This is a genomic window from Cereibacter sp. Soil_C_27, assembly GCF_057657095.1.
Genome location: NZ_JBDGJD010000003.1, coordinates 18,257 through 31,192 on the forward strand (window position 1 = coordinate 18,257; position 12,936 = coordinate 31,192).

The following is a 12,936-nucleotide window of genomic DNA, read 5'->3' on the forward strand; positions in this document are numbered from 1 at the left end:
CGAGCTGCAAGACAGCATTGCCTCGGAAAGGACTTTCCGCAAGCTTCCGCATTCTACGCCGACCGCGCGGCAATTGCCCGCTCTACATGGTCGCGGATCTTGTAGTAACCCCCGATGGTCGGCAAAAACCACGGCTTGCCGTGATAGAGCGGCGCGGTCGGGAAACTGGGCAGATCGAGGCCGCACTGGTCCGGATTGCTGGAAATGATCTTCTGTGCCGTCTGTTCCCCGAGATAGGACATCATCACCACGCCGCTCCCCTGACAGCCCGCCGCGAAATGGATGCCGTCGTGCAGCCCGATATGCGGCAGATCGTCGAAGGTGAAGCAGACCTGGCCCTTCCAGGTGTGCGATACGCGTGTTTGCGTCAGCTGCGGAAAGACCGAGGCCATGAATTTCTGCAGGATCGGCGTCGCCTCGCGTTCGCCGATATCGCGGAACTTGGCGCGTCCGGCGAAAACGATGCGCTTGCGATCGGGCGAAAGCCGGAACGCGAAGAGCGAGCGTTTGGTATCGCCGCACATCCGGTTGGTGGGCAGCAATTCCTCCGCCAGTCCTTGCGGCAGTTCCTCGGTCGCGATCATGTAGGCGGTCACCGGCACCACCCGCCGCGCAAGCCAGGGCGAGAGCGAGCGGTTCATCGTGCCGGTATAGGCATTGGTCGCGAGCATGACCTGAGCCGCGCGCAGGTCTCCCTTGGCCGTCTGCAGCACAAAATTGCCTTGCTGGCCGGAAATGTCGCGCACCTCGGCATTGCCGACAATCCGCGCACCCGCCGTCTCGGCCAGCCGCCGGAACCCGTCGTAGAGTTTCGCCGGATGCAGCCCCGCCGATTCCTCGATCAGGAGACCGCCGTAGTAGAAATCGCTGCCGATCTCTGCGCGCTGCTCTTCTCGGGGCAGGGGGCGGGTGTGATAACCGAAGGTCTTGCGCAGATATTCGGCGCGGCGCACCTGCCGCTGGTAGGCAGCGGGCGTGTGGGCTCCGGTGAAGCGGCCGCCCTTGACCCAATCCACCTGCAGTCCTTCATTGTCGATCAGCGCCTTGAAGTCGATGAAGGATTGCCGCGCCCCGTCCCGGATGCGCTGGCCGCGTTCGGCGCCCACCCGGGCGTCAATGTCGATCGGCACCTTCAGGCCACCGGCGACCATGCCGTGATTGCGCGTGCTGGCGCCGAAGCCCGGCTCGCGCGCCTCGAGCACGGCGACATTCACCCCCGCCCGCGCCAGAACCCGCGCCGCCGAAAGCCCGCAATAGCCGCTGCCGACGATGGCCACCTCGACCTGAGCCGGCAGATCGGCCTCGGAGGAGCGGGGCGGCAGGTCGTCCCACCAGAGTGGGCGGGCAGCCCAGTCGGGATGAAAAATATCTTGAGCCATCAATGGGAAACTCCGGTCATGTGGCTGCACCCCGGCCTTCGCGGTCGGAATATTTGCAAGGTAGCCTAGCCAATCTACGTCGCGTCGTCAATTCGCGCTCCGGCGCGGCATGCTCTGCAGGCGGGGTAATTGAACAGGCTGCCTGACAAATATCTTGCCAAGCCGCACCCGATTATGCAAGGTTTTCCGCGATGCAGGGACTTGGGATGCACCGGTCCGCATCCCCCGAAGGCAGAAGACGAGGCGGCAGACCCCATGATCCAGCACCACCTGAAATCGGCAGACGCGCAGTCGCGCTCTGCGGTCCGCTCCTCTTCCATCGCGGTGGTGAACAACACCGCCCACATGACGGTGATCCCGCCGCTGCCCATCGCCGCCGACAGCAGCGCCGCCGATCAGGCCCGCGCGATCTTTGCCGAGATCGAGCGCCGGCTCGCCAGCATCGGCTCGGACAAGAGCCGGATCGCGCATATCACCATCTGGCTGTCGCATCTGCTGCATTTTCAGGAGGTGACCGAGGTCTGGAACGAATGGGTCGACCCCGAGCATCCGCCGGTCCGCGCCTGCGCACAGGTGGATCTCGCGAACAAGAACCTGAAAGTCGAGATGATCGTCGTCGCCGACGCTTCCTGACCCTCCGGGGCGCCCCGCGCCGATCGGCCGGGCAGGGGCCGCACGCAGCAAGGACATGAGAGCATGAACCAGACCACCGCCGCGCCGCGCACGGGCTTTGACTGTATCGTCGTCGGAGCAGGCATCATTGGCGTCTGTGCCGCGCTCGACCTGCAGCGCCGCGGTCAGAAGGTGGCGCTTGTGGATGCGGCGGAGCCCGGCTCGGGCGCCTCCTTCGGCAATGCCGGGATCATGGTGAACACCAATCTCCGGCCCGTCTTCGCCGGAATGACGCCGCTCTCCTTCTTCCAGATGCTGCGCAATCCGGCCTCGCCGCTCAACGTGAACTGGTCGCGTTTCCCGGTGATGGTGCCGTGGTTCCTGCGGATGCTGCGGCATGCGGGGCCCGCCGAGGTGGCGCGGATCACCCGCGCCCTGGGCGATCTGTGCCAGCCGGGCGCCGGTCTCTATGCCGAGATCTGGAGCGCGGCAGAGGCGCATGAGGTGGTCGATGGCAAGGGAAACGTGGCGTTGCACCGATCGGAGGCAAGCGTCCAGACGCAGTGGAAGGCGCTCTCGCAGATCCGCGAGATGGGTGTGGAGATGCGGCAGGTCGGCCCGGACGAACTGCGCGCCCTCGTGCCCAGCGTCAGCCATGGCTACACCCATGGCCTTTACTCCCCGTCCTTCCAGCACGCGCTCGACCCGCAAGGCCTGATCGCCCGCCTCGTGGCGCTGTTCCGGGCGCGTGGCGGCGAGCTGTTCCGTGAGGAGGTCCGCCGGATCGAGACGCAGGGCAAGCGCGTCACAGGGGTCGTCACCGCCGACGGCGAGATCGCGGGCGAAAGCGTTCTGGTCGCCTGTGGCACCGGATCGGCCGTCTTCGCCAAGGCAATGGGCGAGGCGGTGCCGCATCAGGCGGTCGGCGGCTATCACGTCATGCTGAACGATCCGGGCATCACTCTCGACAGGCCGGTGCTGCCGATCGACTTCCGCTTCGCCATCACGCCGATGGGAAAGTCTATCCGGCTCGCGGGGATCTACGAGTTCGGCGGGCAGGGCCGACCGTTCCGCAAGGATCTGGTCGACAGCATGCTCGCCCATATCGGCAAGGTGCTGCCCGGCATCCGCACCGCCGAGACGGTGCAATGGCGCGGCTACCGCTCCTACCTGCCCGACGGCCTGCCGATCATCGACGCCTCCCGGCGGAAGGACGGCCTGTTCTACGCTTTTGGCTTCTCCTCCTCCGGCATGATCAACGGCGCTTCTGCGGGCCGTGCGGCAGGAGCCGTCGTCACCGGCGCAAGGCCGGACATCGATCTATCGCCGTTCCGTCTCGGGCGCTTTGCCTGAGCGGGGCGTCCCGGAACGTACCTGTCAGGCGGCCGGGTAGCGGGTCTGGTCGATGGCCTTCATCCTTTCGCGATTGGGGCGATGCGCCATAGGGCGGTAGGTGGTAAACCTCCGGCCCGGCCCCCGAGCAGGGTGCTTGGGTCGAAATCAGCCAGTGGCAGGCTGTCCGCCAGCCGCTGCGGGACTTGTGATGGGGAATTGGCAGGCGCTGGACCTTTAGGCATTGGGCGGGATCTGGCATCAGGTTTGGCGATTTGGCGGATTCAAGCCTGCGCGAACGTCGCCTGACCGCGAGCCGCCACCTGATATATGCGGCGCTATCTGGACCGGTGCGGATGCCAGAACATCCCGTAAATCTGGCCAAGCATAATCGCCTACTGAGTCGCTTTGGCCTTGAGACTGACCGGTCTTGGCCGTTTCAGATCAACGGGCAGATCAAAAGACACGCCGTGCGCGGCAATCGGGTGACCAATGACGGTGCACTGGTGCGGGACTGGGCGGGCAAGGCATTGTAGGCAAATGGGTCGGACGTGGCCGCCGATATCAGCGCAGGGCGCGTTGTGTCGATTCTGCAAGCATTTGCGATGCCAGGGCTGGCTTCGCAGGCCGTGTTTCGAGTGGCGGCCTTAGGGAGCGCCGCCGCGCGTATTCCTGCGGCGCCGACCGGCAACTCAGGGCCGCATTTCCCTCGCACTTAACCGGGGCGTGCCTTCACTGCAGCAGTCCAACCAGCACCCCGCGGCATACCGCAGGGCGCAGTCCTTTGCACGTCGGCGGTGCCAGGCGAGATGGAGGGGGAAGCCGGTGACTGGGATTGGGGTGGGCAGCGTCATCAGATCGCCCGCTGCCGCCATTACGCGCGAAGGCAGCATGGCGATCATGTCGGAGCCGCGCAGCACGTCGGGAACCAGGCCAAAGCTCGGCACAACCAGGCCGACACGGCGCGCGCCGCCGAGGCGCGCGAGTTCCGCGTCGAACGGGCTGCGCGCCTCGCCCCGGCCCGAGACGAGGATATGCGGCCATGCCAGCCAAGCATCAAGACCGAAGCCCGGTATCGCCGGATGGCCCGGGTGCAAGGCGACGACATAGCTCTCGGCCAGCAGTTCCTCGCGGTGGATGTCGTCGTCCATGTCGGGGAAGACTGAGATAGCGAGGTCGGTCGTGCCGTCGACCAAAGCGGCCTTCGCGGCCTCGGCCCCGTGCCAGGGCTAGAACAGTCCTTTCGCGGTAAATGAGGGCCCGGAAAATTAGAGCGGACCCTCATTATTGCCGCGCCACGGCGAACTGCCCGTCAGGTAGGACTGCTAGTCCGTCAGCTCGGTCGGAACCTGCCCCCCGTTCTCAGACAGCTTCCTCATGAGCGCCTTGTGCAGCCAGATGTTCATCGTGGCCGAGTCGCTCGTGTCACCCGTGTAGTTCAACTCGCGCGCCAAGTTCTTGCGGTTGGCAAGGCTGCTGTCGAGGTCGAGGGCCTTCATCAGGTCGACGATTGAGCGGCGCCAGTCGAGTTCCTCTCCCGAGCGCTTCTGCGCCGCATCGAGCATGGCTGCAACATCAACGGTCTTTTCCTTCGCGGCCGGAGTGGATGCGGGCGCGGCGCCGGATGCCGTAGTGATGGCGACAGCCTGTGCTCCTGACGGCGCTCCGGCAGCCCCTGTGACAGTCGGTTTGTCGGCGGGCCTACCCGGTGCTGCAGAGGCGATGATCGCGGGCTTGTCTGCCGGCGGTGTTGGGGCGGCGCTCGCTTCATCATCGCTCCATATTGCGTTCTTGATCGAGTCGAAAATACCCACGGCTGCATTCCTCCGGTTCAATGCTCTGTTCGCGCCGCAGAGCGTTTCGTCTTGGGCGCAGGCCTCAATGCTCGGGAGCCTCTGTCTGGTTCCGCCGACGCAACGGGGTCGGCTGGGATTGGCGCAACTTTCCGGAGGTGATCCGTCTCGACGCTGTTCCGAAGGCCTCAGCTCCGCTGTCGGTCGCTTGGGGGCTGCAAAGGCATCATGGCCGGGCAAAGCGTCGCGTGGCACGGAGATTGTCCAGCTTCAGACCGAACGGATCCCTCGTCAGCGGTACAGGTTGTATTGCGGGAGCGGTCGGCGATTACTGAATGCCTCCCCGCCGATCAGCAGAGTTTGCGGTTACTTTTGGAGATCCCTGAGTAAAAGATGGTGATCTTCTTGCCCACGGCGCCCCCGTGCAAAGCACAAGTCTGGCGCAGAGTTCCGGCCCTGAGGCGAGGTATGTCAGCTGCGGGTGCCCTGCTCGAAAGCGCTAAGAAAGGTCCTTTAGTTCGCAGTCTCTAGTGCAGTTACCTTGACAGATTGCACCACGAGCTCTGCCTCTTCACCCGCGTCCAGGAAGGCCACATCGGCGGCATCCCGCCCCACGGCGATTATCGCCAAGCGCTCTGGTGTCGACATGCCTGTCGCGTCGACCAGATGCCAACCTCCCTCAAGCCAGACCTGCGCGACAGCATGAAAATCCGACGGCGCCACGTCCGGCCCATAGACCGCAGCCATGCGAGCCGGGATGCCGGCCGCGCGAGCGAAGGCGCAAACCAGATGCGTGTAGTCTCGACAGACACCCGCGCGAGCAGCAAAGGTCTCCAGTGCTGTGGTGTCGGCATTTGAGGTGCCGGCTTGGTAGGACATTTCGGCGGCCACCCAGTCGCGGATCGACGCCACCGCGACTCCACCCTGCAGCCCTGCGAAGCGGCGGGCAATGAAGCCTGTGAACTTCTCGGCAGGCACGTAGCGCGAGGGACGCAGGTATTGCACCGTTGCGGCAGGAAGCCGGTGAAGCGGCGTCGCAACGAGAGCAGGGAGATCCGCAGCGACGCGGATCACAGACACGGTCGCTCGGTAGGTCACCTGCAACCTGTCGGACGACAGGTTGGCCCAGATCCGCTGCCCGACCAGATCATCGCCGTAGACGCGGTCGACCGCGGCATCGGCGATGCGGAGATCCTCCGACAGCACCTCTTGGCCAAAGCCCGAGGCGGCCTCGATGACCAGCTGGGCAAGCCGCGTCTTCCCCAAGCGGTAGTCCAACGTTACGTCGATCTCGATGATCACTAGCGGTGTCCCTCTGGAAGGATCCAACGTTGCCGAGAAAGCGAAGCTCGTGCAACCGAAAGCGCGCGCCGCAGGATGGGTTCCCTCGGAACCCGGCTCAGTTCTGGGCTGCAGTATGCTGCCCTGCATGACCGCCGCGCCTCATCGACGCGAGAGGCGTCTGTATCGCCCCAGCGGGATCAGCACGGACTAAGCCACTAGTGCGAATGCCGCGGCCGAGGTTTTCATTGCCAGCGCCTTATGCGGGTGTCGGTGATTGTAGAAGCAGATCCAGGCGTCGATGGCGCGTGTCGCATGTTGGCTGTTGAAGCGCGGGTGGTGGATGCATTGCTCCTTCAGCGTCCAGATGACTCACTCGGCCATGCCGTTCCACTGCGGGCGGCGCGGCGTGATGAACTACGGCAGACCAGGCTAGCCTGATCCTTCACTTGTCGCGGACGGCGGGCGGAGCACCCGCGGGACACGATCCTGCACTGATTGATCGGTGGCGCACGGCCTTCTGCCACGGTATCACCTCGCGACAACGTGGGTATGTCACGAAAACATCAGATCCCGCGCGGTACTTCAAGCGTGAAGGCGCTGCCGTGGCCGGGGCCAGCACTTGCGGCGGACACCCCGCCACCATGCAGTTCCATCAGCTGCCTGACCAGCGCCAGGCCTATTCCGAGGCCTCCCTGTGCGCTGCTACGATGACCTTCCACTTGTTCGAACAGGCCAAAGATCGATTTCAAGGCATGTTCCGGGAGCCCCAAGCCGGTGTCGGTCACGGTGATGCGGTAGCACGTTGCATCCGGCATGACGCTCAGGTCGATGCGCCCGCCGGCATCGGTGTACTTCGCAGCATTGTTCAGCAGATTGATGATGCACTGCGTGATCCGCACCTCGTCGGCTATCACCGGCAGGGCGGTGTCAGGGATATCGAGCGTCAGGGTATGGTCTCTTTCGGTCAGCGCTGACTTGGTCATAGCGACCGCCATCCTGATAGCGTCGGCCAGATCAAACGTGGTCTTGCGGAGTTCGATCTTGCCCTGACTGATGCGGGAGATATCAAGAAGATCGTCAACCAGCCGCAGCAGATGCTTCATCTGGTCCTGCATGAGGTCGCCGATCTCCTCGGCTTTCGCGGCATCGGCGCTGCGCCGCAAAAGCCGCAGCCCGCCCTGCAGGGAAGCGATCGGATTGCGTAATTCATGAACCAGAGTCGCAAGGAATTCGTTCTTGTGTCGATCTGCCTGTTGCAGCGCCTGCGCCTGAACCTGCAACTGGTCGCGCTGAGCCGCGATCATCTGGCGCTGACGGTAGATTTCCAGAAAGACCTCTGCCTTGCTGCGCAGCACGTCCGGCTCAATTGGCTTCTGGATGAAATCCACGGCACCGGCCTCGTATCCGCGAAAGCGCCTTTCTGCGCTATGGCTGCCTGCGGTCACGAAGATGATCGGCACGCGCCGCGTGCGTTCGCTGCCGCGCATCAACTCGGCCAGCTCGAACCCGTCAAGCCCCGGCATCTGCACGTCGATCAGAGCCAGGGCGACATCATGCTCCAGCAGCAATTCCAACGCCTCGTCGCCCGACTGCGCCTTGAGCAGGATCAGATCGTCGCGCCGCAGCAGCGCCTCCAACGACAGCAGGTTTTCGGACAGGTCGTCCACAAGCAGAAACTTGACCGGTTCCGTCATGCCGGTGCTCCCCGCAAATAAGAGGAAATGTCGGACAGGCCCAACACCAGGGCCTGGGGGCAGGACGCAATGGCCGCCTCAGGCATCGCCTTGGCATAGGCCGTCTCCGGGTCCTGCACGATCGTGATGCCACCTGCGGCGGCAATCGCTTGCAAGCCACGGGCCCCATCGTGATTGGCCCCTGTCAGGATGATGCCGGTCAGGCGGTCCCCCCAGACGTCGGCGGCACTTTCGAACGCCACGTCGATCGAGGGGCGCGAGAACAGCACTTCCTCGTCGCTCGACAAGGCGACGTGCGCCTCGTCCTCGATCAGCATGTGATAGTTCGGCGGCGCGAAATAGATGCCCCCTGCCGCCACCGGCTCCTTGTCGGCCACCTCGATGGCGGGCAGACGGCATTTCGCGGCGAAGATGTCGGCCAGCACACTGCGCTTGTGCGGCGGAACATGCACGATGACAAAGACCGGGCAGGCGAAGTCCGCTGGAAGGTCAGGCAGGATCGCCGACAGGGCCTCGAGCGCGCCGGCAGAGGCGCCAATGATGACCGCTCGTTGGGGTGACCGGGTCATGCGCCGGTCCTTTGGTAGATCTTCTCGCCCGAGACGAATTCACGAAAGGCCTCGGCGTGATCGGAAAAGCGCAGCGTTTCCTTGGCCCCGAGACCCAGAAAGCCGTTGCGCGGCAGCGCATCCTTGAACAAGCCGACGGCACGATCCTGCAGGGCGCGGTCAAAATAGATCATCACATTGCGACACGACACGAACTGCATTTCCCCGAAGACCTGATCGGTGACAAGGCTGTGGTCGGAAAAGACGACCTTGCGACGCAGGCTCTTGTCCAAAACGCAGCGGTTGTAGCCGGTCTGATAATAGTCGGACAGGGACGTCATCCCCCCGGCTAGGCGATGATTTTCGGTGAACTGACGCACCCGTTCCAGATGGTAGACCCCTGCCTCCGCCTGCGCGAGCGCTTCAGGATTGATGTCGGTGGCATAGAACAACGTGCGATCTTCCAAGCCCTCTTCTCGGAACAGGATGACAAGCGAATACAGCTCCTCACCCGTGCTGCATCCGGCGATCCACACCTTGAGCGACGGGTAGGTGCGCAGGTGCGGCACGACCTTCTCGCGGATTGCAAGAAAATAGGAGGGGTCGCGGAACATCTCACTGACCTGCACGGTCAGATACCGCAGCATCCGCGGCATCACGTCAGGGTCATGCAGCACCCGTTCCTGCAATGCAGAGATTGTGGCGCAATTCAGATCCGTTCTCGCCTGCCGCAACCTGCGGCGGATCGATGACATTGCGTAATTGCGAAAGTCATAGTGATAGCGATGATAAAGCGCGTCCAGAAGGAGCCGGATTTCGATATCCTCGACCTTTTCGATCCTGTCGGTCATCGCGGCATCCAGACCCGCACCAGCGACAGCAGCTTTTCCACATCCAGCGGCTTTGCCATGTAGTCATTGGCACCCGCCTCGATGCAGCGGCGTTGGTCATCGGGCATGGCCTTGGCTGTCAGCATGATGATCGGCAACTTCTTCCAATCCGCGTTGCTGCGGATCTGGCGTGTGGCGGTCAGGCCGTCCATCACCGGCATCATCACATCCATCAGCACGAGGTCGATCCCGGCGCTCGGATCGGTTCCGAACTGCTTCAGCTTCTTCAGCGCCTCTTCGCCATTGCGGGCGATGTCGACGACGGCCCCGCGCGGCTCCAGGATGTTGGTCAGCGCATAGACGTTGCGCACGTCATCCTCGACGATCAGGATGCGCCGGCCTTCCAGCAGGGCGTCACGGTTGTGCGCCTTGCGGATCATCCTCTGCTGTTCGTCGGGCAGGTCGGACACGACCTGATGCAGGAACAACGTAACCTCGTCGAGCAGGCGTTCCGGGGACTTGGCCCCCTTGATGATGATGGACCGCGAGTAGCGGCGCAGTTCCTGTTCCTCTGCCGCGCTCAACACGCGGCCGGTGTAGACGATGACCGGGGGAAACGAATGGGTGTCGTCCTGGCTGATCGTGTCGAGAAGCGCGAGACCCGAGGAATCCGGGAGTGACAGATCAAGCACCATGCAGTCGAATGTCTGTTCCTTCAGCAGGGCCAGACATTCCGCACCGGTGCCGGCCCCGACCGTTTCCACATCATGCGATGCGATCAGGGCAGCTACAGCATCCCGCTGCACGGCATTGTCTTCGACGATCAATACGCGTCGGACGTTCTGGGATACCTTCGCATCGAGGGACTGAAGCACGGCGATCAGTTCTTCCCGCAGGAGGGGTTTCATCGCAAAGCCGATGGCCCCGAGCGACATGGCGCGTTCTGCCGAATCCTCGCCCGATACGATATGGATCGGGATATGCCGGGTGCGCACGTCGTGCTTCAGCCGGTCCAGCACCGACAAGCCCGATTGATCCGGCAGGCCGACGTCCAGCACAATGGCGCTTGGCATGTGCTGACGCGCCAGATCGAGCGCCTCATGTGCCGTGCCGGCGACGATGGCCTGGAACTTCAGTTGGCGGGCCAGATCTCGCAGAATCGTCGCAAAAGTGGGGTCATCTTCGATGATCAGCAGCGTGCGCGCGTGGCCCCCAGTCTGCAGGCGATCATCCTGCACGATCGCCGATCTCTGCGTCGGCACCTGCACCGGAGAAGTGACCGGCGCTGCAGAAACCTCCGGCGGCGTGGCGACCTGTTTGGCGAAGACGGGTGCCGCGGCTGTCATGGAAGCTGGATCGTAGACCTGCGGGATGATCACGGTGAAGGTGCTGCCGCTGCCCGGCGTGCTTGACAGTTGCAGCCTGCCGCCCAGCAGACGGACGAGTTCGCGCGAAATGGAGAGGCCAAGCCCGGTGCCGCCGAACCTGCGGCTGATCGTGCTGTCGGCCTGGTGGAATGCCTCGAAGATCCGGCGCTGTTGTTCTTCGGCAATGCCGATGCCTGTATCGGTGACGGACAGTGCGACCTGCCGGTCGTCCGTCGTGCGCACCTTCAGCGTCACCTGGCCCTTTTCCGTGAACTTGATGGCGTTGGACAGCAGGTTCTTGAGCACCTGTTCCAAGCGCTGCGGGTCCGTCTGGATGACCGGGGCGACATCCTCGGCCACGTCCAGCAAGAGGGTCAGACCCTTGTCGTGGGCCAGAGGATCGAAGAGATGCCGCAGGCCGTCGACCATACGTTCGACCGACACGGGCTCCGGGTGGATCTCGACATGACCCGCCTCGATCTTGGAAAGATCAAGGATGTCGTTGATCAGGTCAAGCAGATCGTTGCCCGCATTGTGGATCGTCAGGGCGAACTTGACCTGTTCGGCCGTCAGATTGTCGTCGGGGTTGTCAGCCAGAAGCTTGGACAGGATCAGGGACGAATTCAGCGGCGTGCGCAGCTCATGGGACATGTTGGCAAGGAAATCGGACTTGTAACGGCTGGCCTGTTCGACCTCCTGCGCCTTCAGCTGGATATCGACATTGGCCTTTTCCAGGTGGTTGCGCTGGCGCTCCAGCTCCTGCGCCTGTTCTTCCAGCTGTGAATTGGTCTGCTCCAGTTCGACCTGCTGCTCCTCCAGCCGCGCGGCCGACTCCTTCAAGGCGCGGCCTTGCTCCTCCAGCTCTTCGTTGGAGACGCGCAATTCCTCGCCCTGCACCTGAAGCGTTTCGGACTGGCGCTGCGTTTCCAGCACGAGGTCGCGCAGTCTTGTGCGATATGCGGCAGAGCGGACCGCCGTGGCGATGGTGGTCGAGACCTGCTCCAGCAGTGTCAGCGTCTGGTCGGGGATCGGGTTGAGGAACCCCAGCTCAAAGAGCGCCATCGTTTCGCCGTCAACGATGGCCGGCGCCAAGGCCAGATAGCGCGGACGATCCTGCCCCAGCCCGGAACCGAAGGTGATGTAGCCATCGGGCACTTCGCCCACGGCGATGGGGCGGTGGTCGTGCAGTACGTGGCTGAACAGGCTGTCCGTCTGGCTGACATGCTTGGCTATGCCCCCACCTTCGGGCACGCCATGCACGGCGGCCAGATCGAACTGACCGTCCTGTTCGACATAGAAAGCGCCTGCCACGGCGCCGAGGGAGTGGGTCAGGTAACGCAAGGTCTGCCGGCCAACCTGATCGACCGACAACTCGCCCGCCAGATCGCCACCAAGGCCTAGCTGCGCAGATTGCACCCATTGATGGTGGCGGTCGGCGAGCGCAGCGCGCCGCATCATCATTCCGATCAAGAGCGTCAGCGCTGCCCCCAGCAACCCCGTCAGCACGCTCACGAGGACGGCAAAGGAGAAGACGCTGTCCATTTCGGACAAGCGTTGCGTCCGCACAGTGGTCTCGGCCTCGCGCAGCTGGGCAATCAGATCCCTGATATTATCCATCGCTGCAATGCCTTGGTCGGCACTGATCTGGGCGATAGCAGCGGTTTGCCCTTCGCTGCGATAGGTCGCGATGGTCTGCTCCATGACGCCGAACTTGGTCTCGATAAAATCCTGCAATTCGTCGAATTGCGCGCGCTGCACATCATCATCGACAACCAGATTTCGCGCGTGGGTCAGTCGACTGTCCAACCTACCGACTGCTGTCAGGTAAGGCGCAAGGTATTGCTCGTCGCCCGTCAGCAGAAATCCGCGTTGACCGGTTTCGGCATTCTGCACGTCCAGCAGGAGCTGATCGACGGCGACGATGACCCGATGGGTCTGAACGACCCGGTCGTTGGCTGTGCGCAGACGCTCGGTTGTATAAACTGCGAGCGCACCGCTGAGCACGAAGAAGGCCAGCGCTGTGGCCAGAGCCAAGGTCGCCATCTTTCCCAGGCCGCTGCCGGTCCGGGCGCCGTTGTTTTTCCTGTGCATGTCACT

The 12,936-nt window shown here is 63.4% G+C and carries 11 protein-coding genes; 2 read left to right on the forward strand and 9 right to left on the reverse strand.

What is annotated here, in order from left to right; all coding sequences use genetic code 11:
* Window positions 1-53: 53 nt before the first annotated feature.
* Window positions 54-1,379 (reverse strand): NAD(P)/FAD-dependent oxidoreductase, encoded by a 1,326-nt coding sequence (locus AC3A5Z_RS12270; RefSeq protein ID WP_487519629.1) that lies wholly within the window; start codon window positions 1,377-1,379, stop codon window positions 54-56.
* A gap of 255 nt (window positions 1,380-1,634) precedes the next feature.
* Between AC3A5Z_RS12270 and AC3A5Z_RS12275 the strand changes: the two genes are divergently transcribed.
* Together AC3A5Z_RS12275 and AC3A5Z_RS12280 are read left to right on the forward strand one after the other, a co-directional pair.
* Window positions 1,635-2,012 (forward strand): Rid family hydrolase, encoded by a 378-nt coding sequence (locus AC3A5Z_RS12275; protein ID WP_487519630.1) that lies wholly within the window; start codon window positions 1,635-1,637, stop codon window positions 2,010-2,012.
* 63 nt (window positions 2,013-2,075) lie between these two features.
* Complete coding sequence (locus AC3A5Z_RS12280; protein WP_487519631.1) at window positions 2,076-3,344, forward strand: NAD(P)/FAD-dependent oxidoreductase; 1,269 nt, start codon at window positions 2,076-2,078, stop codon at window positions 3,342-3,344.
* 671 nt (window positions 3,345-4,015) lie between these two features.
* Here the strand turns inward: AC3A5Z_RS12280 and AC3A5Z_RS12285 are convergent.
* The 8 genes from AC3A5Z_RS12285 to AC3A5Z_RS12320 form a co-directional block, all read right to left on the reverse strand.
* Window positions 4,016-4,519: a LysR substrate-binding domain-containing protein gene (locus AC3A5Z_RS12285; RefSeq protein WP_487519632.1), complete on the reverse strand. Its 504-nt coding sequence runs from the start codon at window positions 4,517-4,519 to the stop codon at window positions 4,016-4,018.
* A 129-nt stretch (window positions 4,520-4,648) separates the two neighbouring features.
* Entirely contained in the window at window positions 4,649-5,137 is a 489-nt protein-coding gene (locus tag AC3A5Z_RS12290; RefSeq protein ID WP_487519633.1) for a DUF3597 domain-containing protein, read from the reverse strand.
* A 492-nt stretch (window positions 5,138-5,629) separates the two neighbouring features.
* Window positions 5,630-6,418, reverse strand: coding sequence for a transglutaminase-like domain-containing protein (locus tag AC3A5Z_RS12295; protein WP_487519634.1), 789 nt, complete (start codon window positions 6,416-6,418; stop codon window positions 5,630-5,632).
* Between the two features lie 189 nt (window positions 6,419-6,607).
* Window positions 6,608-6,766 (reverse strand): integrase core domain-containing protein, encoded by a 159-nt coding sequence (locus tag AC3A5Z_RS12300; protein ID WP_487520109.1) that lies wholly within the window; start codon window positions 6,764-6,766, stop codon window positions 6,608-6,610.
* A gap of 197 nt (window positions 6,767-6,963) precedes the next feature.
* Window positions 6,964-8,094, reverse strand: coding sequence for a hybrid sensor histidine kinase/response regulator (locus tag AC3A5Z_RS12305; RefSeq protein ID WP_487519635.1), 1,131 nt, complete (start codon window positions 8,092-8,094; stop codon window positions 6,964-6,966).
* Window positions 8,091-8,663 (reverse strand): chemotaxis protein CheB, encoded by a 573-nt coding sequence (locus AC3A5Z_RS12310; protein WP_487519636.1) that lies wholly within the window; start codon window positions 8,661-8,663, stop codon window positions 8,091-8,093. The genes AC3A5Z_RS12305 and AC3A5Z_RS12310 overlap by 4 nt, the downstream gene beginning before the upstream one ends.
* Window positions 8,660-9,493: a CheR family methyltransferase gene (locus AC3A5Z_RS12315; protein ID WP_487519637.1), complete on the reverse strand. Its 834-nt coding sequence runs from the start codon at window positions 9,491-9,493 to the stop codon at window positions 8,660-8,662. The genes AC3A5Z_RS12310 and AC3A5Z_RS12315 overlap by 4 nt, the downstream gene beginning before the upstream one ends.
* Window positions 9,490-12,930: a response regulator gene (locus AC3A5Z_RS12320; RefSeq protein ID WP_487519638.1), complete on the reverse strand. Its 3,441-nt coding sequence runs from the start codon at window positions 12,928-12,930 to the stop codon at window positions 9,490-9,492. Before AC3A5Z_RS12320 ends, AC3A5Z_RS12315 begins: the two co-directional genes overlap by 4 nt.
* Between the last annotated feature and the right edge of the window lie 6 nt (window positions 12,931-12,936).

Excerpts from the sequence above, each read along its gene's own strand:
- AC3A5Z_RS12320 (WP_487519638.1), bottom strand. The coding sequence starts at position 12,930 with ATGCACAGGAAAAACAACGGCGCCCGGACCGGCAGCGGCCTGGGAAAG.
- AC3A5Z_RS12310 (WP_487519636.1), bottom strand. The coding sequence starts at position 8,663 with ATGACCCGGTCACCCCAACGAGCGGTCATCATTGGCGCCTCTGCCGGC.
- AC3A5Z_RS12270 (WP_487519629.1), bottom strand. The coding sequence starts at position 1,379 with ATGGCTCAAGATATTTTTCATCCCGACTGGGCTGCCCGCCCACTCTGG.
- AC3A5Z_RS12315 (WP_487519637.1), bottom strand. The coding sequence starts at position 9,493 with ATGACCGACAGGATCGAAAAGGTCGAGGATATCGAAATCCGGCTCCTT.
- AC3A5Z_RS12280 (WP_487519631.1), top strand. The coding sequence starts at position 2,076 with ATGAACCAGACCACCGCCGCGCCGCGCACGGGCTTTGACTGTATCGTC.
- AC3A5Z_RS12275 (WP_487519630.1), top strand. The coding sequence starts at position 1,635 with ATGATCCAGCACCACCTGAAATCGGCAGACGCGCAGTCGCGCTCTGCG.
- AC3A5Z_RS12305 (WP_487519635.1), bottom strand. The coding sequence starts at position 8,094 with ATGACGGAACCGGTCAAGTTTCTGCTTGTGGACGACCTGTCCGAAAAC.